This is a genomic window from Polaromonas sp. P1_E11 (assembly GCF_056405995.1).
The window spans coordinates 160459-181140 of the sequence record NZ_JBFUBA010000003.1; the positions used below are offsets into that span (position 1 = coordinate 160459).

Annotated in this window: 21 protein-coding genes; 16 read left to right on the forward strand and 5 right to left on the reverse strand. The window is 60.7% G+C overall.

What is annotated here, in order from left to right:
* Positions 1–162: 162 nt before the first annotated feature.
* Entirely contained in the window at positions 163–468 is a 306-nt protein-coding gene (locus AC1D11_RS14520; protein ID WP_477650051.1) for a hypothetical protein, read from the forward strand.
* A gap of 94 nt (positions 469–562) precedes the next feature.
* Positions 563–1057 carry a DUF192 domain-containing protein gene (locus AC1D11_RS14525; protein WP_477651130.1) on the forward strand — a complete coding sequence of 165 codons (495 nt, stop codon included), beginning with the start codon at positions 563–565 and terminating at the stop codon, positions 1055–1057.
* A gap of 65 nt (positions 1058–1122) precedes the next feature.
* On the opposite strand, the gene AC1D11_RS14530 is transcribed toward AC1D11_RS14525, so the two are convergent.
* Both AC1D11_RS14530 and xseA read right to left on the reverse strand, forming a co-directional pair.
* The gene (locus AC1D11_RS14530; protein ID WP_431096247.1) at positions 1123–1704 is read right to left on the reverse strand and encodes a Fe-Mn family superoxide dismutase; all 582 of its coding nucleotides are present in this window, start codon (positions 1702–1704) and stop codon (positions 1123–1125) included.
* A 53-nt stretch (positions 1705–1757) separates the two neighbouring features.
* Positions 1758–3077 (reverse strand): exodeoxyribonuclease VII large subunit, encoded by a 1320-nt coding sequence (xseA, locus tag AC1D11_RS14535; RefSeq protein WP_477651131.1) that lies wholly within the window; start codon positions 3075–3077, stop codon positions 1758–1760.
* Positions 3078–3417: 340 nt separating this feature from the next.
* On the opposite strand from xseA, the gene AC1D11_RS14540 reads away from it, so the two are divergent.
* The 6 genes from AC1D11_RS14540 (at position 3418) to adk (ending at position 7375) form a co-directional block, all read left to right on the forward strand.
* Positions 3418–4056, forward strand: coding sequence for a MotA/TolQ/ExbB proton channel family protein (locus AC1D11_RS14540; RefSeq protein ID WP_477648746.1), 639 nt, complete (start codon positions 3418–3420; stop codon positions 4054–4056).
* Complete coding sequence (locus tag AC1D11_RS14545) at positions 4053–4481, forward strand: ExbD/TolR family protein (protein WP_457280760.1); 429 nt, start codon at positions 4053–4055, stop codon at positions 4479–4481. The genes AC1D11_RS14540 and AC1D11_RS14545 overlap by 4 nt, the downstream gene beginning before the upstream one ends.
* Before the next feature lie 22 nt (positions 4482–4503).
* The gene (gene lpxK, locus AC1D11_RS14550) at positions 4504–5574 is read left to right on the forward strand and encodes a tetraacyldisaccharide 4'-kinase (RefSeq protein ID WP_477648745.1); all 1071 of its coding nucleotides are present in this window, start codon (positions 4504–4506) and stop codon (positions 5572–5574) included.
* On the forward strand, positions 5555–5737 hold the full coding sequence (locus AC1D11_RS14555; protein ID WP_122956562.1) for a Trm112 family protein: 183 nt from the start codon (positions 5555–5557) through the stop codon (positions 5735–5737). Before lpxK ends, AC1D11_RS14555 begins: the two co-directional genes overlap by 20 nt.
* Positions 5738–5774: 37 nt before the next feature.
* Positions 5775–6533 carry a 3-deoxy-manno-octulosonate cytidylyltransferase gene (gene kdsB, locus AC1D11_RS14560; protein ID WP_477651132.1) on the forward strand — a complete coding sequence of 253 codons (759 nt, stop codon included), beginning with the start codon at positions 5775–5777 and terminating at the stop codon, positions 6531–6533.
* A 185-nt stretch (positions 6534–6718) separates the two neighbouring features.
* Positions 6719–7375, forward strand: a complete 657-nt coding sequence (gene adk, locus AC1D11_RS14565) for an adenylate kinase (protein ID WP_477648743.1) — start codon at positions 6719–6721, stop codon at positions 7373–7375.
* Positions 7376–7478: 103 nt separating this feature from the next.
* Here adk and AC1D11_RS14570 read toward each other — a convergent pair whose 3' ends face one another.
* Positions 7479–8435, reverse strand: coding sequence for an asparaginase (locus AC1D11_RS14570; protein WP_477648742.1), 957 nt, complete (start codon positions 8433–8435; stop codon positions 7479–7481).
* Between the two features lie 140 nt (positions 8436–8575).
* On the opposite strand from AC1D11_RS14570, the gene lexA reads away from it, so the two are divergent.
* Together lexA and AC1D11_RS14580 are read left to right on the forward strand one after the other, a co-directional pair.
* Positions 8576–9280 carry a transcriptional repressor LexA gene (gene lexA / locus AC1D11_RS14575; protein WP_477648741.1) on the forward strand — a complete coding sequence of 235 codons (705 nt, stop codon included), beginning with the start codon at positions 8576–8578 and terminating at the stop codon, positions 9278–9280.
* 669 nt (positions 9281–9949) lie between these two features.
* A complete protein-coding gene (locus tag AC1D11_RS14580) occupies positions 9950–10957 on the forward strand; it encodes a D-2-hydroxyacid dehydrogenase family protein (protein ID WP_477648740.1) in 1008 nt (335 codons plus the stop codon).
* A 69-nt stretch (positions 10958–11026) separates the two neighbouring features.
* Here the strand turns inward: AC1D11_RS14580 and AC1D11_RS14585 are convergent, their stop codons facing one another.
* A complete protein-coding gene (locus tag AC1D11_RS14585; protein WP_477648739.1) occupies positions 11027–13159 on the reverse strand; it encodes a type IV pilus assembly protein FimV in 2133 nt (710 codons plus the stop codon).
* 56 nt (positions 13160–13215) lie between these two features.
* Between AC1D11_RS14585 and AC1D11_RS14590 the strand changes: the two genes are divergently transcribed.
* The 5 genes from AC1D11_RS14590 (at position 13216) to AC1D11_RS14610 (ending at position 18949) form a co-directional block, all read left to right on the forward strand.
* Positions 13216–14736: a 3-hydroxyacyl-CoA dehydrogenase gene (locus AC1D11_RS14590; protein WP_477651133.1), complete on the forward strand. Its 1521-nt coding sequence runs from the start codon at positions 13216–13218 to the stop codon at positions 14734–14736.
* 160 nt (positions 14737–14896) lie between these two features.
* Entirely contained in the window at positions 14897–15676 is a 780-nt protein-coding gene (locus AC1D11_RS14595; protein WP_477648737.1) for an oxepin-CoA hydrolase, alternative type, read from the forward strand.
* A gap of 125 nt (positions 15677–15801) precedes the next feature.
* Positions 15802–16527, forward strand: coding sequence for a Crp/Fnr family transcriptional regulator (locus AC1D11_RS14600; protein ID WP_457280750.1), 726 nt, complete (start codon positions 15802–15804; stop codon positions 16525–16527).
* A 21-nt stretch (positions 16528–16548) separates the two neighbouring features.
* Positions 16549–17640, forward strand: a complete 1092-nt coding sequence (locus tag AC1D11_RS14605) for a phosphotransferase (RefSeq protein ID WP_477648736.1) — start codon at positions 16549–16551, stop codon at positions 17638–17640.
* Between the two features lie 49 nt (positions 17641–17689).
* Positions 17690–18949, forward strand: coding sequence for an acyl-CoA dehydrogenase family protein (locus AC1D11_RS14610; protein WP_477648735.1), 1260 nt, complete (start codon positions 17690–17692; stop codon positions 18947–18949).
* A 90-nt stretch (positions 18950–19039) separates the two neighbouring features.
* On the opposite strand, the gene AC1D11_RS14615 is transcribed toward AC1D11_RS14610, so the two are convergent.
* On the reverse strand, positions 19040–19726 hold the full coding sequence (locus AC1D11_RS14615; RefSeq protein ID WP_477651134.1) for a hypothetical protein: 687 nt from the start codon (positions 19724–19726) through the stop codon (positions 19040–19042).
* 56 nt (positions 19727–19782) lie between these two features.
* Here AC1D11_RS14615 and AC1D11_RS14620 point away from each other — a divergent pair, with 56 nt between their 5' ends.
* Positions 19783–20487 carry a glutathione binding-like protein gene (locus AC1D11_RS14620; protein ID WP_477651462.1) on the forward strand — a complete coding sequence of 235 codons (705 nt, stop codon included), beginning with the start codon at positions 19783–19785 and terminating at the stop codon, positions 20485–20487.
* Positions 20488–20682: the final 195 nt, after the last annotated feature.

The window sequence follows — 20682 nt, forward strand, 5'->3', positions numbered from 1 at the left end:
ACGCAACAGTTAGGTAAAAACCCCTAAATTCTAGCCGTAAAACCGTAGAGCAAAAGAATTTGGGGGCATCGTGTCAACGGCTTTGGAACCGGCCTCGTTACGGTAGGGCCTCCGAGAAGTTCGGGGTATTTTTTCCAATAACGTTATCAAAGGAAATTCCAAATGAACAAAATCCTCGCTGCTTTGATCGCTGGCCTCTTCGCTGCTGGTGCTTTCGCACAAGCTTCCGCTCCTGCGGCTACTCCAGCCAAGCCAGCTGTTGCCGCAACGCCAGCCGCTCCTGCTGCCAAAGCAGAAGTCAAAGCTGAAGCCAAGCCAGCCAAAATGACCAAAGAAGAAAAAGCTGCTGCCAAGGCCGCAAAGAAAGAAAAAGCTGCTGCTGACAAGAAAGCAAAAGCTGAAGCCGCTGCAGCCAAGAAAGCCGAAGCTGCTGCCGCCAAAAAAGCAAAAGCTGAAGCCAAGAAGTAATTCCTGGTGACTTCGGTCAAAATGCCCGCCGCGTGCGGGCATTTTTTATGCGCGTCGTTTATGCTGGCCGATCAACTTCATGCGTGGTGACTCTATGTTTTTCAAACCCGGTACCGTCTTGTTTCCTGTGACGTTCAAGGGCTTCACCCAGATACTGGCTGTTGCCGCTCTGCTCGTGCCCCTGGGTGCTTCGGCGCAGGACGGCCCCCAGATGAATTTACAGCGCGTCAAGCTGTCGGCCGGCATGCACCTGATTGATGCGCAGGTGGCCCTCACGCCGGAACAGCGGCAAATCGGCCTGATGTTCCGCAAGGAAATGCCGCAACAGGAAGGCATGATTTTTATCTTCGAGCAGCCAGCCCAGCAGTGCTTCTGGATGAAGAACACTTTGCTGCCGCTGACCGCCGCCTTTGTGGCAGACGATGGCACCATCGTGAATCTTGCCGATATGAAACCACAAACCACAGACCCGCACTGCTCTGCCCAGCCCGTACGTTTTGTCCTGGAAATGAACAAAGGCTGGTTTGTGCGGAAAGGCATCAAGGCCGGGAGCAAACTGGGTGGCCCGATCTTCGAAGCGAAGCGCTGATTTCTCGCTTTTAAAACAAAAAAGCCGACTCATGTCGGCTTTTTTATGGGCGACGGCTTCTCGCCTCAGGCGAAGTTGGCTTCAGCAAAACTCCAGTTCACCAGATTGGAGAGGAAGGTCTCGACAAATTTCGGACGCAGGTTGCGGTAGTCGATGTAGTAGGCATGTTCCCAGACATCCACCGTCAACAGAGCCTTGTCGGCGGTGGTAAGCGGGGTACCTGCCGGGCCGGTGTTGACAATATCAACCGTGCCGTCGGCTTTTTTGACAAGCCACGTCCAGCCGGAACCGAAATTGCCAACGGCCGACTTGACGAAAGCCTCTTTGAACGCAGCGTAAGAGCCAAACTTGGCGTTGATGGCAGCAGCCAGCGCGCCGCCAGGCTCGCCGCCGCCGGCCGGTTTCATGCAGCTCCAGAAGAAGGTGTGATTCCAGATCTGGGCGGCATTGTTGTACACACCACCACTGGATTTCTTGACGATCTCTTCGAGCGTCATGGCTTCAAACTCAGTGCCTTTTTGCAGGTTGTTGAGGTTCACCACGTAAGCATTGTGGTGCTTGCCATGGTGGTATTCAAAGGCTTCCTGGCTGTAATGCGGCGCCAGGGCGTCGATCGGGTACGGTAGCGGGGGGAGTTTGTGTTCCATGATTTTTCCTCGTGGTGATGAATAAACTGCTTTTAACGATGTCATTGTAAAAACTAAATCAGCCTGCGCGCAGAAACTGTCAAATCGACCTCGCCGTCGGCAAGGGTAGCGCGTACAGGTTGCCCCACATGGGTCTTTTCGCGGCTTGTAATGGGTTGCCCCTGAAGGTCGGCAAGCCAGGCGTAGCCGCGCTTCAGAACCAGTTTGGGGTCCAGCAATTCAAGCCGCAACTGCGCGCGCTCGATGCGCTGCCGGCCGCGCTGAAGGCTCCCCTCCACCTCGCGCGGGAAGTCGCTGCCCAAGGCCTGTAGCTTGCGCTGTTCGTGCTGCAGCGACGAACGCGCCGCATGGCTCAGGCTCTGGCCGAGCCCGGCCAGCCGGGCATGCTGCCTGGTAACCAGATGCGACGGCCGGCTGATTCGCGAAGCCGCCCAGTCCAGGCGCTGGTTGTGCGACTCCAGCTGGCGGTCTACACCGTTTTGCAGCCGCGACAGGGCCAAGTCCAGCGCACCCAGCCAGACAGCTCGGGGCTGCGCGCAGAGTTCTGCCGCGGCGGTCGGCGTGGGCGCACGCACGTCAGCGCAAAAATCGGCGATCGTGAAGTCGGTTTCATGCCCCACCCCGCTGATCACTGGCATGGGCGATTCCACCAGGGTTCGGGCGAGCTGCTCATCATTAAAAGCCCACAGGTCTTCCATGGCACCGCCACCGCGTACCACCAGCAAGACATCCACGCGGTCCTGGGATCGCCGCTGATAGGCTTTGAGCAAAGCGGCGCGCAATTCGCCGGCTGCCTGGCTGCCCTGCACGCTGGCAGGATAAATAACCACGGGAATATGCGGCACACGGCGCTGCAAAGCACTCATGACATCGTGCAAGGCGGCGGCACCCAGCGAAGTCACCACACCAATGGCGCGGGGCAGCAAAGGCAAAGGCCTTTTACGGCCTGGGTCGAAAAGGCCCTCAGCTTCAAGTCTGGCCTTGAGCAGCAGGAACTGTTCAAAAAGGTTGCCCTGGCCCGCCTGGCGCATGGACTCCACCACCAGTTGCAACTCACCACGCGGCTCATAAACGCCCAGCCGTCCCCGCAACTCCACCAATTGGCCGTCGCGCGGAGAAAAATCGAGCATCGTGGCAGCGCGGCGAAACATGGCGCAGCGAACCTGCCCCTGTTCATCTTTGAGCGAAAAATAGCAGTGGCCGCTGGCCGCACGCGAAAACCCGCTGATCTCGCCCTGCACCGCAACGGGGTTAAATCGGGCTTCAAGGCTGTCTGAAATAGCCCTTAGCAAAGACCCGACAGGCCATACCCGAATGCCCGCGTCGCGCGCTCCCGCTTGCGGCTTCTCCGAAGGAGCCGATGCATCAAACACCCCTAAATCCCTTGGTAATCCGGGTGTAATACTCCACAGAGAGCCGTCCCTCAAGGCTCAACCCTCTGGTTTCACGCGGATATCGAGATAAATTCGTGTAACTCATTGATTTTGAATAACTTAATTCTGCTCAAAATTTCATCGTTCTGTCACATGCACGATTTGACGCGGCTTGCAGGCCGCTGCGCCACCACTTGCTAACAAAGTTATCCACAGCTTCTGTGGGCTACGTCCGACACGCGGTGGCGTTGCGAACATTTAACAGATCAGGCCCAGCTGCAACGAGATGGCAGTTTCTGTAAGCCATAATCCACCACAACTTACTGCCTGGAGATGTGCATTGTTTTCGATCATACAAGCCGCAGGTTGGCCGATTTGGCCCCTGGTTGCCTGCTCTGTCTTGGCCCTTGCTCTGGTTATCGAGCGTTTTACCAGCCTTAAAACCCGAAAAGTCGCCCCCGCCAAGTTGCTTGACGAAGCCATCACCGTCTCCCGCGCCTCCGTCCCCTCACCCGATGTTGTGGCGCAGCTTGAACAAAACTCGCTGCTCGGCGAAGTGCTTGCCAGCGGTTTTCGCGCCCTGAACACCAATCCACGGATCAGCGAGGATGACCTGCGTTCCACGCTGGAAGGCGCGGGACGCAAGGCGGCCCACAAGCTGGAGCGATACCTGGCCGCCCTGGCCACCATCGCCTCTGCCGCCCCCCTGCTCGGCCTGTTGGGCACAGTCATCGGCATGATCGAGATTTTCGGCTCCCAGGCAGGTGGTGGAGGTGTGAGCAATGCCGCCGGCGGCAACCCTGCCCAGTTGGCACAAGGCATTTCGATTGCGCTCTACAACACGGCTTTCGGCCTGATGGTAGCCATTCCCTCGCTGATTTTCTGGCGCTATTTTCGGGCGCGCGTGGACGGATATCTGCTGACGATGGAGCTGGCGGCCGAGCGTTTTGTACGCCACCTCAATACCCTCAGAAAATGAACTTCCGTCCCCACCCTCATGACGAGCCGGAGATCAACCTGATCCCCTTCATCGATGTGCTGCTCGTGGTGCTGATCTTCCTGATGCTGTCCACCACCTACAGCAAGTTCACCGAACTTCAGGTCAAGCTGCCGATCGCCAACGCCGAACAGCAGCGCGACTATCCCAAGGAAGTCATCGTCGCCGTGAGCAGCGACGGTCGCTACATGGTCAACAAGACTCTGGTGGAAGGCCGTGGCATCGAAGTGCTAGGAGCCGCGCTGGCCGAAGCAGCGAAAGCCGGCAAGGAAAGCGTCATCATCATCAGCGCCGATGCAAACGCCACGCATCAAGCCGTTATCACCGTCATGGAGGCCGCACGCCGCCAGGGGCTGACGCAAATCACATTTGCAACGCAAAGCGCCGCAACGGCCGGGGCCAGATAGGCCAGGGCCGGTTGCCCATTCCATGCAGCCTTCGCGGCGAAATGGCAGTCATCACGTGAAACAGATTTTGCAGAATGCCTGGCACAAACGGGGTTGGCTGGCATGCCTGCTCTGGCCGCTGGCCCAGGCCTATGGTCTGGTCGTGCGGCTGCGGTGGGTGCTGTACCGCCGTCACATTCTCCGGTCCGAACATTTTGGCGTTCCGGTGATCGTGGTCGGAAACGTCATTGCCGGCGGCGCCGGAAAAACACCGCTGGTGATTGCCCTGGTGAAACATCTGCAGGCGCAACAGATACGGGTAGGGGTGGTGTCGCGGGGTTATGGACGGCACGGCACCGCCTGCCTGGAGGTGGTCCCCGGCGCATCCCCTCATCTCACAGGCGACGAGCCGGCCCTTATCAAGCGCGCAACGGGTGCGCCTGTTTTTGTTGCCGGCAAGCGTGCAGACGCCGTGCGCGCATTGCTTGCGGCATATCCGGGCACGGCTGTAGTCGTGTGTGACGACGGTCTGCAACACTACGGCCTGCAGCGCGATATCGAGATTGCCGTGTTCGACGACCGAGGTGTGGGGAACGGCTGGCTGCTACCGGCAGGCCCGTTGCGTGAGCCCTGGCCCGCACGCGAACGGGTTGGCTTGAATTTTGTGCTGCACACCGGGCAAAAACCGGCATTTGAAGGGTTTGTTTCCAACCGGAAACTGGGCAACGAAGCTTATTCCGCCCGGGGCGAACCGATCTCGCTGGCGAGCCTGCGGGGCCGGCCTCTGGCGGCACTTGCGGGCATAGCCAATCCTGAAGCATTTTTCGGAATGCTGAGGGAAACCGGCCTGACGCTGCAGGCCGCAACGGCCCTGCCCGACCACCATGACTTCACCGATCAAGACCTGGAAGCGGAGGCACTCAAAGGGCGTGTGGTGCTATGCACTGAAAAAGACGCCGTCAAGCTTTTTGCCCTGCAGGGCACGTCACAAAAGGAGGTTCTGGCCGTGCCTTTGGTGTTTACGCCCGAACCGGCGTTCTTTGCCGCACTCGATGCCCGGCTGGCCCCGCTGATTTCTCCCTTACCATCAGGCCATGGACACCAAACTGCTTGAACTGCTGGTCTGCCCTGTGACCAAAGGCCCGCTCGACTACGACCGGGAAAAACAGGAACTTGTTTCCCGCAGCGCCCGCCTCGCCTACCCGGTACGCGACGGGCTTCCCGTGCTGCTGGAAAGCGAAGCGCGGACCTTGACCGACGAAGAGCTCGGCCTGTGAACGGGTCCTTGAAAAACACAGGCAAGACCCCGAAAGCATGAGCTTCACCGTCCTCATTCCGGCCAGACTGGCCTCTACACGCCTGCCCAACAAGCCGCTGGCCGACATCGGCGGCGCACCCATGGTCGTGCGTGTGGCGCAGCGCGCGATGCAGAGCACTGCCCTGCGCACCGTCGTCGCAACCGACAGCAACGAAATCATCGAAAAATGCGCGTCTTTCGGCATCGTCGCCGTGCTGACACGAGGAGACCACCCCAGCGGGAGCGACCGGCTTGCGGAAGCCTGCAGCGTGCTGGGACTCGCGGACGACGACATTGTGGTGAATGTGCAAGGTGACGAGCCGCTGATTGACCCGGCCTTGATCGACGCGGTCGCGCGCCTGCTCATCGAGCGCCCGGACTGCGCCATGAGCACAGCGGCGCATGCCATCCAGCAGCTGGCCGACCTGAACAACCCCAACGTGGTCAAGGTGGTGCTTGACGCGCGCCATACGGCCCTTTACTTCAGCCGCTCACCCATTCCGGCCGCGCGCGACTTTACCGGCAAGGCGTGGTGGGAGGCCGGCAGCAGCCTGCCCCGGCCACTCCGGCACGTAGGCATTTACGGCTACCGGGTGGGATTTCTGCGGGAGTTCCCGCGCCTTCCCCAGTCGCCACTCGAGCAACTGGAGTGCCTTGAGCAACTCCGGGCGCTGTGGCACGGCCATCGCATCGCCGTGCACATCACCGGCGACGCGCCCGGGCCGGGCGTTGACACCCCGGAAGACCTGGACCTCGCCCGCAAGCTGTTTTCCTGACCTGCCCTCCCCGGCATAACGCCGGCTCGTAAGTTGCTGTCAGGGGTGCATGCTATCCTTGGGAAAAACACAAGTGTGAGGCCTGCAGGACGTGCCGGCAGCCCTCCATACCTGTCAAGCAGCCCTGCGGAAACCGGCCGGCGGTTCGGGCTGACTTCAAGAATTCATAAAATCCGAGGACATCCATGAGACTGATTTTGTTGGGCGCGCCTGGCGCGGGCAAAGGGACGCAAGCGACCTTCATTTGCCAGAAGTACGGTATCCCCCAAATTTCCACCGGCGACATGCTTCGTGCGGCCGTCAAAGCCGGCACGCAGCTGGGTATTGAAGCCAAGAAAATCATGGATTCGGGTGCCTTGGTCAGCGACGACCTGATCATCAATTTAGTCAAAGAGCGCATCGCCCAGCCCGACTGCGCTAAAGGCTTTCTGTTTGACGGCTTTCCGCGCACCATTCCGCAGGCCGACGCCATGAAGTCTGCCGGCGTCAAGCTGGATTACGTTCTTGAAATCGACGTACCCTTCGACGCCATCATCGAGCGCATGAGCGGACGCCGTTCGCACCCCGCCTCCGGCCGCACCTACCACGTCAAGTTCAATCCGCCCAAGGTCGAAGGCAAAGACGATGTGACCGGCGAGCCGCTGATCCAGCGTGATGACGACAAGGAAGAAACTGTCCGCAAGCGCCTGGAGGTTTACAGCGCCCAGACCCGTCCGCTGGTTGAGTACTACTCCAGCTGGGCAAAGTCAGAGCCTGAACTGGCCCCGAAATACCGTGCCATCAGCGGCATGGGCGGTGTTGACGAGATCACCGCCCGAGCATTTAAGGCGCTGGCGGGTTGAACCGGGCCTAACGCGAGTCCACTTGCCCCAAAAAGCCGTCAGCCCGACGGCTTTTTTTTATTCCGGCTTCCGGACCCGGTGGACTGCAATTGCAAGCCCGGCTTCAACTCTCCGCCAGCAACTCGAGCATCATCGCTATCCTCGCCTTCACAGGGCTCAGCCCCTGTGAATCAGAAAACAGATCCCCTGGTGTGGGCAAGACCCGGCCATTGAGGCACCTTGTCGCACGGACGACCCGCACCCCCGCAGACCGCGCGCGAAGCAAGGCCGCCTCCAGCGCGTGGTGCAAGGTGCCATTACCCGTGGCAGCAACCACCAGCCCCTGGACACCCTGTGCCAGCAACGCGTCCACGATCGCACCACTGGCGCCGGCATGGTTCATGACAATCTCAACGCGCGGCCATTGGAGCGGAATCATGGAATTCGCTATTATTTTGATAGCCGCTTGCGCCCGTTCCACATAGGTTTCTGGCCAATTTCTCACTAACCTGAGGGATCCTTCCTCTACATAGCCAATCGGCCCCGCATCACCGGAGTCAAAGGCGTCAACCTTGTAGGTATGCACTTTCTGCACGTCCAGCGCGCCGTGGATGGTTCCGGCACACACCGCGACAACACCCATTGCCCCAGCATGACGCACCACCGCCATGGCATCCAGCATGTTCTGGGGGCCGTCAGGCACCAGCGCAGTCGCCGGCCGCATGGCACAGGTCAGCACCACAGGTTTATCGGGGCGGCACACCGCATGAAGGAAATACGCCGTTTCTTCCAGCGTGTCCGTGCCGTGCGTGATGACAATGCCCTGCACGTCCGGCTGGGCCAGAAAGTGATTGACCCGACTGGCCAGCCGCACCCATACCTCGAAGCTCATGTCCTTGCTGTCGACCTGCGCGACCTGCTCGGTCATCAAGGGGCCGAACCTGGCCAAAGGCGGGACCGCCGCCACAAGTTGCTCAACGCCCACCTGGGCAGCGGTATAGCCGATGTTGTCCGACGCACTCGCAGCCTGCCCGGCAATCGTGCCGCCGGTGCCCAGAATCACAATATTTTGAGGATGCATAAAACGTAAACTTGCAATCTTTTAAAAACTGGATGAAAATACAGTTACTGGATATTAAAACAGCTACGGCAACGTTGCGTACCCAAAGCCAGCAGGCAATACGCAAGCGGGTTTAAGTTGTGATTCAAGGAGCAACAGTGATGAGCACACTCGATAACTTTTCGCATTTTCCCCCTGAGGCTCCCAAGCTCACTGCGCGCCAGCAGCAAATTCTGGAACTGATCCAGAGCGCCATCGCGCGTACAGGCGCCCCGCCTACCCGTGCTGAAATCGCCGCCGAGCTTGGCTTTCGCTCTGCCAATGCCGCCGAGGAGCACTTGCAGGCGCTGGCCCGCAAAGGCGTCATCGAGCTGGTCAGCGGGACCTCACGCGGCATACGTTTGCGCAACGACGCCCTTCGCAGCCTGAACGAATCCAGAATCAAACAGTTTTCCCTGCCGTTGCAAAGCCTGGCCCAACTCGCCCTACCTCTGGTGGGGCGGGTTGCTGCTGGCAGCCCGATTCTCGCGCAGGAACATGTCGAGCAAACCTATTATTTTGAAAGCAGCCTGTTTCAGCGCCAGCCCGACTACCTGCTCAAGGTCCGCGGCATGAGCATGCGGGACGCAGGCATCATGGATGGCGACCTGCTGGCCGTCAAGCAATCCAAGGAAGCCAAGAATGGTCAGATTGTCGTGGCCCGGCTGGGTGATGAAGTGACCGTCAAGCGCTTTCGCCGCAACAAGCACCTGATCGAACTCCTGCCCGAAAACCCGGACTTTAAAACCATTGTGGTCGAGCCCGGTGAGCCTTTCGAGCTGGAAGGCCTGGCCGTCGGTCTCATTCGCAACACGATGCTGATGTAGGCAGCTCACCTGGCCGCGCACCAGGTGGCGGGCGTTTGGCCGTTGTGATGGCCAACACCCTGGTGCCGAGGCCTTCCTGGCAATTTGCCAGTCTGCAATCCTGCCTGTGTAAACCTCTCTCATACAGGAGTTCATCATGGGAATCACCAGTTTTTCACACTCACCAATGCTGTCGGTGTTGCTTGCACCCGTGCAGGCATTGGTGTCATTGTTTTTGCCGGCGCAGGGCATGGCTGGGGCAAGCCGGTTTTCCGCGCCAGCCGGCGCACAGCTCAGATCTCACCAGCTTGCGCTACCCTTTGCTTCCGGCGATTTCGCGGCAACGCGCGCCCCGACTGCGCGCGCAACTGGCGCTCTTGCCGTCCAACGCTCTGTCAAGGAGTCCCGCCCCAGCCGGCTGCGAGTTGTTCGTGAGTTTGATTCCAACGTCAGCCCTGCGTGTGCCGGCCGCATGGTGATATCCGGCCGCATGGCCGACGTCTGTGCAGAACTTGAGCGCATGAGCCAGCGGGAAGCCCCTTTGCGATAACCGGTACGGAAAACACCTGCCAAAAGTTCAGCCCTGGGCGTTTTGCGGCGCCATCTGGCGCGTTTCCTTGAGATACAAAATCCCAAGTCGGAAGTGACCCCGGCGGAAAGGAAGAAAAATCTTGCAGGCACAATATCGGCATGAATATTGTGATCCTCGACGACTACCAGGACGCGGTGCGGAAGCTGACCTGCGCGGCCAAGCTTGAAGCCTACCCCGCCAAGGTCTATACCAATACCGTTAAAGGCATCGGCCAGCTGTCCGTCCGCCTCAAGGATGCCGATGTCATCGTCCTGATCCGGGAGAGAACCCAGCTCAACAGGCAAGTTATTGAAAAGCTGCCCAAACTCAAGCTGATTGCCCAGACAGGCCGTGTCGGAAGCCATGTAGATATCGCGGCATGCACAGAGCGCGGCATCGCGGTTGCCGAAGGCATTGGGTCTCCAACGGCACCCGCCGAGCTGACCTGGGCCCTGGTGATGACCGCCATGCGCCGCATTCCACACTATGTAGCCCATTTGAAGCATGGCGCCTGGCAACAGGCGGGGCTCAAGTCAGCCTCGATGCCACCCAATTTCGGCATCGGCTCCATCCTCAAGGGCAAGACATTGGGGGTGTGGAGCTACGGGAAGATCGGGCAAATTGTGGCCGGCTACGGCAGGGCCTTCGGCATGCGTGTCGTCATTTGGGGCCGCGACGCGTCGCTGGAGCGGGCACAGGCCGATGGCTTTGAAGTCGCAGCCAGCAAAGCCGAATTCTTTGAGCAAAGCGATGTACTGAGCCTTCACCTGCGACTCAACACGGAGACACGCGGTATCGTGACGCTGGAAGACCTGTCGCGCATGAAAACCACGTCCCTGCTGGTGAATACGTCAAGGGCGGAGCTGATCGAACCCGAAGCGTTGATCGCCTCCCTCAATCGCGGACGACCCGGTCTGGCGGCCATCGATGTTTTTGAGTCGGAGCCCATCCTGCAAGGCCATGCATTGCTCCGCCTCGAAAATTGCATTTGCACGCCGCACATAGGCTATGTTGAGCAGGACAGCTACGAGCTGTACTTTGGCGCGGCGTTCGACAATGTTGTCAACTTCATCAAGGGCACGCCCACCAACATCGTCAACCCGGGTGCCCTGCAAGTACGGCGCTGACCTGGTGCAACCAATCTTGTCCGGCGTTCAAAAACCGCTGGATCAGGCAAGCTAACCCGCGACTTCCGCTTAAGTTTTCTGCGACGGTGCTGAAGAGGCCGGAAAGTCGAGATCGAATTCGATGAGATTGTTATCGGCGGCTTTCGGCAATTGCGCGCCTGCTTCGATCAATGGAAACGGTGCAAGCCCTGCATCCTCACCCTCGCTCAAATCGATATCAACACCAACCCGGGGTGAAGCAGGAGGCTGCGTCGGGTCAGGTGCACTTGCCACAGCAAGCGGCGGCAAGGGCGCCACGATCTGAAAACGGGCAGACAGCGGCTGGATACTGGTGGGCCCAAAACCTGCGGCACCAGGCAGACTGTCCGGCATGGTCGGCACCGAAGGGGCTGCCGATGCCTTGACCGGCGCCTCGACATCACCGGCCGGTCGGGTAATGATCCTTTTGGCGATGGAGTGAAGCAGCAGCAGTTCGCGGTAAGCGGCAAGGCTGAAAACCTCACCCCGCGAATCCGGTTTTCGGAATATGGACTCTTCAAGCACGTCGAGTACCCTGGAGGTTGGCCAGAGTGCTTCAATGCGCGAGAGAGCCGCCGTGTAGAACTCCAGATCATGCGTATCCGCCGCGTATTCATCGAATGCCGGCACCTTGGCATTGAACATCTTGTTGAAGTCTGTGCGCAGCGCGTCGTAATCCTCCCGGCGTCCCAGGCTGTGATAAAGGTCAAACAGGTCGAGATAGACCAGCGCGCTGGTTTCCACGTTGTCCATGATGTGATGGCGCAGGACATCAACAGCCTTGTCGGGACGGCCGAGCGACAGGAAGAAATCAGCCTGTTGCTGCACGTCAAACAGCTCTTCGGCGTTGACAATCCGGGGCATGCTGCTGATCCCGCTCAGACTGGGCAGGAATTCGGCAGGAAATTTCGATTCGACCGATCTGGGACGCACTACAGGACTTGAGGCGCTCCTGGGCACCTCGGAAATTGGCTCGCTGGGATCGAAATCAACCAGCGAATCGAGCACAGGCCCGGCACTCACCGACTCTTCGGTCTGGGCCTTGCGTAAAAAGGCCTTTCCACTGGCGCCTGCGCCCTCGGTCATGTAAGGCGTGCTGTCTTCGGCAAACCCTTTTCCCCACCAGGATCCACGGCTGACCCGCCGGCTGTGCTGCCGGCTGCGCATCCATAGTGCCAGGATCACCAGAAGAGAGGCGGCCAGGAACACATATAGGAGATATACCAGCCAGTTGTTGTAACGTTCGCCCCGCGCCTGCTCAAGCTGGCCGCGCATTTCCATCACGGCTTTTTCGGTTTTCTGGCTTTGCGCGAGCATGCCGGCAACATCGGCTTCCAGGGATTTCAGGCGCTGGCTGTCGCGCACCATGTCTTGCGGCTGGGCATTCAGCGCCTGCCACAGCGCGGCGGCGGCTGCGCGCTGCTGAACGTCCGTTGAGGGTTCCGTCAGCAGCTCCGGCGAAGACCTAAGCACAGGGTCGCGCTCGGCCGCCAGGTCAATGGGGTCAAGTTTCAGGCGAGAACGGGGCTTGCCCGCCGGCTCGGATGCGGACTTCCCAGACCCGCGGACAGCAGGCGCTGCCTGCAGCGACCCAACTGAAGCGGCCGATAGCAATTCACCGCCTCCGGCGGGCGGGACTTTTCCGGATCTCGCTCTTGGGGATTTTCCCGGGCTGGAAGGCGCGGAGCCTGCCTTTGCCTTTGTGGCGTTGCCGCTGGCACCAGCAACACCAGGCATCTGCGCCACCAGAGGCGCAGTCGCCACGACTTCTCCGCCGACAACGGGAGTCGGGCTGGTGTTTTCTCCGGCCACTTCCGCCAGCAGCACGTACTTGCGCGTGTTTTTCTGCAGACATCCTTCACGCACATAGAGTGTCACCACCGGCTCATCGACGCCGGAGCTTGTGCGGATGCGGATCAGCGCCTCACTGGAAGCGCCTTGCGACGTGACAATGCGTACCTTGTCCTGGGCGACCTGGCTGTCGCCAAAAAACACATCGGCCGCCACACAGACTGCAGACAGCCCTTCCGTGCCGTCCAGGTGCGCCGACAGAGTGACATCAAGAGGGCGTCCGACAAGAGTGGCGCCGCGCATTCGCCCCAGCGACAAGGCCATGCTGTGGACGGCAACGCCCATCAGCAGAACGCCAAGGAGATATTTGACAGGCTTCTTGGCAAGTTTCATGGGGTGGGCAATTTTGACACGGGACCCTGACAAATACGGTCGGCCATAATTCAGGCATGGAAGTAAATTACACGAATGTGGGAATAGTTGGCACCGGCGCCATGGGGCGTGGCATTGCGCAGATCGCCGTGCAGGCCGGCAGCACCGTCAGGCTGATGGACGCGCAGGCAGGCGCCGCGGAAAAAGCGCGCGAAGCCATCTGCGCCCAATGGGACAAGCTCGTTGAAAAAGGCCGCATCGACGCAGCCGCGGCCGCCGGGCACAAAGACCGGCTTCTGCTGGCCGCCACCCTCACTGACCTGGCGGCCTGTGACCTCATCATTGAAGCCATCGTGGAGCGGCTGGAGGTCAAGAAAGCCCTGTTCGTCGAACTCGAGACACTGGTACCTGTGCACACCGTTCTGGCCAGCAATACCTCCTCACTGTCCGTAACGGCCATCGCCGCAGACCTGAAGCACCCCGAACGCCTGGCCGGTTACCATTTCTTCAACCCCGTTCCGCTGATGAAAGTGGTAGAGGTGATCGCCGGCCTGAAGACCATCCCCTCTGTGTGCGAAGGCTTGAGCCAATACGCCCGCCAAATGGGCCACACACCCGTGCAGGCGCAAGACACGCCCGGCTTCATCGTCAACCACGCCGGCCGAGGCTACGGCACCGAAGCGCTGCGCATCGTCAGCGAAGGCGTCGCCGACTTCGCCACCATAGACCGCATCCTGCGCGACCAGGCAGGCTTCAAGCTGGGCCCTTTCGAGCTGATGGACCTGACCGGGCTCGACGTCTCCCATCCCGTGATGGAGTCAATCTACCACCAGTACTACGAAGAAGCCCGCTACCGTCCCAATGTGATCACCGCGCAGCGCCTGGCCGGCGGCTTGCTGGGCCGCAAGACCGGTGAAGGCTTTTATCGCTACACCGACGGCACCATGCAAATCCCACCCGAGCCGGCCGTCCCTGAGGTAACCGAACTTCCGCCCGTATGGGTCTCGCCGCGTGCTTCACGCCGCTCGGAGCTGTTGCAACTGCTCAAAAACCTGGGCGCCAAAATCGAGACCGGCGCCTCCGCATCGCCGCAGGCCCTGATGCTGGTGGCGCCCCTTGGCTTTGACATCACCACAGTCGCCGTCGTGGAGCGGCTGGACCCGGCCCGCACCGTGGGCATCGACATGCTGATCGACGACGCGGCCACCAAGCGACGCGTGCTGGCGACCAACCCGGCCACCCGCACCGACATGCGCGACGCCGCCCATGCCCTCTTCGCCCGCGACGGCAAAGCGGTCAGCGTGATCCGTGACAGCGGCGGCTTTGTCACCCAGCGCGTGGTGGCCACCATCGTCAACATCGCCAGCGACATTTGCCAGCAAGGTATTTGCAGCCCGAAAGACCTTGAGACGGCTGTGACGTTGGGCCTGGGTTACCCCATGGGCCCGCTGGCCATGGGTGACCGCTACGGCCCCACCAATGTGCTGGAAGTGCTGTTCAACATGCAGACCGTTTATGGCGACCAACGCTACCGCCCCTCTCCCTGGCTGCGGCGGCGCGGCGCCATCGGCCTTAGCCTGTTACACCAGGAGGAATAGCACCCCCTTCGGATGCTCACTTCGTGTAGCACCTTCCCCCCTCGAGGGGGCGGCGCCTGCGGCCTGGCGAAGCCAGTTCCGCGGCCCCCACTGGCAAGGGGATCTGTACGGGGACTTGGTCCCTGCCTATTTCTTATTTCGATGCATTGGAAAAACTAGCATGGCAGGCGCAATCAAAGGTACGAGCGAGGGTCAGACCCTTATCCTGACGATCAGCAACCCCGAGTTCAAGAACGCGCTCGGCCCCGATATTTACGCTGCGGGCATTGAGGCGCTGAATGCCGCGGAAAACAACCCCGACATCCGCAGTGTGGTGATTACCGGTGAAGGGGCCATGTTTTGCGCCGGGGGCAACCTGCAGCGCCTGGAGGCCAACCGCCGCGAGGCGCCGGAGGTGCAAGCCCAAAGCATCGAAGGCCTGCACAACTGGATCGACTCAATCCGCACTTATCCCAAGCCGGTGATCGCCGCCGTGGAAGGTGCCGCCGCCGGCGCGGGTTTTTCACTGGCGCTGGCCTGCGATTTCGTCGTTGCAGCGGACAACGCCGTGTTCGTGATGTCTTACAGCACCGTGGCACTTTCGCCCGACGGCGGCGGCAGTTGGACCCTGGCGCGCGCCTTGCCACGTGCGCTAACCAGCGAGCTGCTGATGGCCGGTGAACGCATAGGCGCGCGACGGCTGCATGATTTTGGCCTGGTGAACCGCGTTGCGGCCCCGGGCGAGGCCTTGACCCAGGCGCTTGAACTGGCCGACAACCTGAATGCGCGCGCACCCAACGCGCTGGCCAGCATCAAGGAACTCATCAACGACGCAGCCGGCAGCACGCTGACCGAGCAGCTCACCCGCGAACGTGATCACTTCGTGCGCAACCTGCACGACGCCAACGCGGGCGAGGGCATAGACGCCTTCCTGAACAAGCGCACGCCGCACTACCGCTAGGCGGCAGGCTGCCCGGCCACCCATCCCAGCCTCCGGCCGGGCGACACCCATGCGACAGCCCGCTGGCGCCGGGCGGGTCCCTCAAGCGACAATGGACGTCTTGTTAGTCACTCAAAAGACAGACCATGGACGATCCCATTCTTACGATAGAGGAACGAGAGGCCATTAACAACGGCCGCTGGTTTTCATCCCTGTCCCCATCCCTGAGGCACGACATACTTCGATGCGCCTACGTCAAACGCTACAAAGACGGCGAACTCATCAGCGCCCGCGGCGATGTCCCGGAAGAATGGATTTCCTGCGCGCGGGGCGCCATTCGCGTCAGTTCGACCTCGATTTCGGGCAAGCAGGTCACATTGACCTATGTGGAGCCGGGCCTCTGGGTCGGCGATGTGGCGATCTTCGACGGCGAGCGGCGCACCCACGACTCCTATGCCCATGGCGAAACCACGCTGCTGTGTGTCTCGCGCGCCGACCTGCGCAAGATACTGAGCCAGCACGTCGAACTCTACGAGGCCCTGCTGCGCCTGCATGCACGGCGCATACGGCAGCTCTTCGGCCTGGTGGAAGACCTCAACACACTGCCCTTGCGGGCGCGGCTGGCCAAACAGCTGCTGCACTTGGTGCGCAGCTACGGCGTACCCAGTCTGGCGGACAGCGGCGAGGTGCGAATCGGCCTGCAGCTGGCACAAGAGGAATTGGCACAACTGCTGGGCGCCTCGCGCCAGCGCGTCAACCAGGAGCTCAAATCCATGGAGCGCGAAGAAGCCATCCGGATCGAGCCGGGAGGCCTGGTGGTGCGCAACCGCGCAACCCTGATGCGGATCTCTGAAGCTGAAATTGACAAATAAACAGAGACAACACGTTTGAGCATGAGCAATTTCGATCACTTTGTCGGTACACGGGCTGTTTCGGGTGCGCACGCTTTTGATCTCGAAGCCCTTGCCGCTTATCTCGACAAGCACCTGCCTGGTTTTCAGGGCCCGCTGACCGCGGAAATCTTCAAAGGCGGCCAGTCCAACCCGACCTACAAGCTGATCACGCCCACCGCTTCTTATGTGATGCGCGCCAAGCCGGGACCGGTGGCCAAATTGCTGCCGTCGGCCCACGCGGTGGAGCGCGAATTCAAGGTCATGCAGGGGCTGCACGGCACCGACGTGCCGGTACCCAGGATGTATTGCCTCTGCGAGGACGAGTCCGTGATCGGCCGCGCTTTCTATGTGATGGAATTCGTCGAAGGCCGCGTGCTGTGGGACCAGTCACTTCCCGGCATGACCAACGCCCAGCGCGGCGAGATCTACAACGAGATGAACCGCGTGGTCGCCGCCCTGCACAAGGTGAAGTTTGCCGAGCGGGGCCTGGCCGACTACGGCAAGCCCGGCAACTACTTTGAGCGCCAGATCGGCCGCTGGAGCAAGCAGTACGCAGCATCCATCACCCAGCCCATCGCCGAAATGGACAGCCTGATGCAGTGGCTGCCGGCCAACATCCCGGCCAGCGCGCGCGACGAAAGCATGGTCTCCATCGTGCATGGCGACTTCCGGCTGGACAACCTGCTCTTTCACCCCACCGAGCCACGCGTGCTGGCGGTGCTTGACTGGGAGCTCTCCACCCTGGGCCATCCACTGGCCGACTTCAGCTACCACTGCATGGCCTGGCATATCCCGCCGGGGGCTTTTCGCGGCATCGGCGGGCTCGATGTCGTCAGCCTGGGCATTCCCACCGAATCTGACTACATACGCCTTTACTGCGAGCGCACCGGGCTGGCCACACCCGAGGCGCTCAAGGCCGACTGGAACTTCTACATGGCCTACAACCTGTTTCGCATCGCGGCCATCCTGCAAGGCATTGCCAAGCGCGTCGAGGCGGGCACGGCCTCCAGCGCCCAGGCCGTCAGCTCGGCCGCCGGCGCGCCGCTGCTGGCGAAGATGGCCTGGGGCTTTGCCCTGAAAAGCCAGGGCTGAACGACCGCTGCCTCACAACAACATCGCCTCACATCTTTCTGGAGATTTCATGGACTTCAACTACACCCCCAAAGTACAGGAACTGCGGGCGCGCCTGCTCAAGTTCATGGACGAGCACATTTACCCCAATGAGGCCCGCTTTTTCCGCGAAATCGCAGAGAACCGCGCCAAGGGCAATGCCTGGATCCCGACCAAACTGGTCGAAGAGCTCAAACCCAAGGCGCGAGCCGCCGGCCTGTGGAACCTGTTTTTGCCGCACTCGCCGCGCGCGCCTGAAGGTTTGTCCAACCTCGAATACGCGCCGCTGTGCGAGATCATGGGACGCGTGCCTTTCGCGGCCGAGGTGTTCAATTGCTCGGCGCCCGACACCGGCAACATGGAAACCATCGCCCGCTACGGCTCCGAAGCCAACAAGGACCAGTGGCTGGACCCGCTGCTCAAGGGCGAGATCCGTTCCGCCTTCCTGATGACCGAACCGGAAGTCGCTTCGTCCGACGCCACCAACATCCAGTGCCGCATCGAGCGCGACGGCGACGACTACGTGCTCAACGGCCTCAAGTGGTGGTCATCCGGTGCGGGCGATCCGCGCTGTGCCATCTACATTGTCATGGGCAAGACCAACCCCGACGCCGGCCGCCACGAACAGCAGTCCATGATCCTGGTACCGGCCAACACGCCCGGCATCACAGTCATCCGCCCGCTGTCGGTCTTCGGCTACGACGACGCGCCGCACGGCCACATGGAAGTGCGCCTGACCAATGTGCGCGTGCCCGCTGCCAATTTGATGCTGGGGGAAGGCCGTGGTTTTGAAATTGCCCAGGGGCGCCTCGGTCCCGGACGCATTCACCACTGCATGCGCAGCATCGGCATCGCCGAGCGTGCGCTGGAGCTGATGTGCAAGCGCCTGAACACCCGCGTCGCCTTCGGAAAGCCCATTGCCAGCCAGTCGGTCTGGCACGAACGCATCGCCGAGGCCCGCTGCATGATCGAGCAGGCCCGCCTGCTGACGCTCAAGGCGGCCTACATGATGGACACCGTAGGCAACAAGGTCGCCAAGGCGGAAATCGCGATGATCAAGGTGGTGGCGCCCAACATGGCCTGCCAGATCATCGACTGGGCCATCCAGGCCCACGGCGGCGGCGGCGTGTCTGACGACTTCCCGCTGGCCTATGCCTACGCCAGCCAGCGCACCCTGCGCCTGGCCGACGGCCCGGACGAGGTGCATCGTGCTTCTCTGGCCAAGCTGGAACTGGCCAAGCACCTCCTGATGCCCGGCGAAGTCGAGATGCCCATCACGCGAGGCGGCTAACGCGCCCAAATTTTGCTATTAAATCAATAGCTGCTTGCGCCCGACCTGTATGGCTAAAGTGCCGATTTCACCCTGAAAATGGCAATGCAATCAGAGCGTGATGTCGTTGGACAGGCCTGCAATGGCCGATTCGCAGGCGCTGGTGAAAATCTGGGCCGCATGTTCCAGTGTCGGCATGTCGGCGGGGGTGTATTGCATGCGCAGGTAAGCCTTGCCGCGCAGAATCATCAGGATAAAAGGCACTTGCGCATCTGTTGATGGCTCCGGCCAGCTCATCAGCAATTCGACCAGGTGGGTGTCCAGCCAGGCCTGCGCGTGCACACGCTGGTCTGCCATGACCGCATAGCGCTGCCAGAACGGCTTGGGCAGGCTTTCCCAACCCACTTCCGAATACATGGCCAGCCAGCGCACTTCTTCCGGCATGCTCGGGTCTGCGGTGGTCTGCAGGGTGTCGGTATAGGCCTGGTAAGCACGTTTTTCAAGTGAATCCTTCAGGGCCCGGTTCATGACCAGCACCGTGACGTCGTCGTTGACCTTGATCTCACCGCGCGCGCGGAGTTCTTCGCCGCGGATGTAGTCGCGCGAGGCCCGGCCGCGCTCCATCTTCCAGGGTTTGCCACTCACGGAACCTTTCAGGGCAAAACCCTTGCCTTCCCCCAGGCCGGTATAAGAAAAGCCGCGGGTACCGGCCCACTCGGACACGGCATCGTCGGAAGCGCCGGCGTCGCCCGCATCCCCCTTACCCCCGACAAAGACTTTCTTCAACCGCTCAAACATGGTTTTGGCTTTTCTCTTAAAGTGCAGCAACCTCATGTTAGTCCAAGGAAGCGCCAATGATCAATGTTTACTCCTGGCCCACACCGAACGGCCACAAGGTCCACATCATGCTGGAAGAATGCGGACTGCAGCTGGGCCGGGACTGGCGAGCGATTCCGGTCAATATCGGCACCGGCGACCAGTTCAAGCCCGAATTCCTGGCCATCAGCCCGAATAACAAGATTCCGGCGCTGGTCGACCCGGTGGGCCCCGACGGCAAGCCGATCTCCGTGTTTGAATCCGGCGCCATCCTGCTATACCTAGCCGCAAAAACCGGCCAGTTTTTGCCAAAAAGCGACCGCCTCAAATTCCAGGTGCTGCAGTGGCTGATGTTCCAGATGGGCGGCGTCGGTCCCATGATCGGGCAAACCCACCATTTCCGGCAGTACGCGCCGGAGAAAATCGACTACGCCATCAACCGCTACACGAATGAAACGAAGCGGCTTTACGGCGTGATGGACAAGCAGCTTTCCACCCACAAGTTCATCGCCTGCGATGAATACACCATCGCCGACATCGCCATCTTCCCCTGGCTGCGCAATTGGCAAAACCACGGCATCGACTGGGCCGATTACCCTCACCTGAAGACATGGTTTGACCTGATCAGCGACCGCCCCGCCGTGCAACGCGGTGTCAAAGTGCTGGCCGATCTGCGCAGGCCCATCACCGACGACAAGGCGCGGGAAATCCTGTTTGGCAAGACGCAGTACGAAAAACGTTGAGTCCGGCGGCGATCCGATACCAGGAGCGTTGCCCCCCGATTTGGGATCAGATCGCGTAGCGAGAACGCGTCAGCAAGCCCGAGCCGCACCGGAAGAACCGGAGCCGGTAAGTGAGGATAAAAGCGCATCGAGGTGACGCCTAGACAAGAAAATCGGCCGATAGCAAGCGTAGCGAGGGCCCGTCAGCAAAGCCAA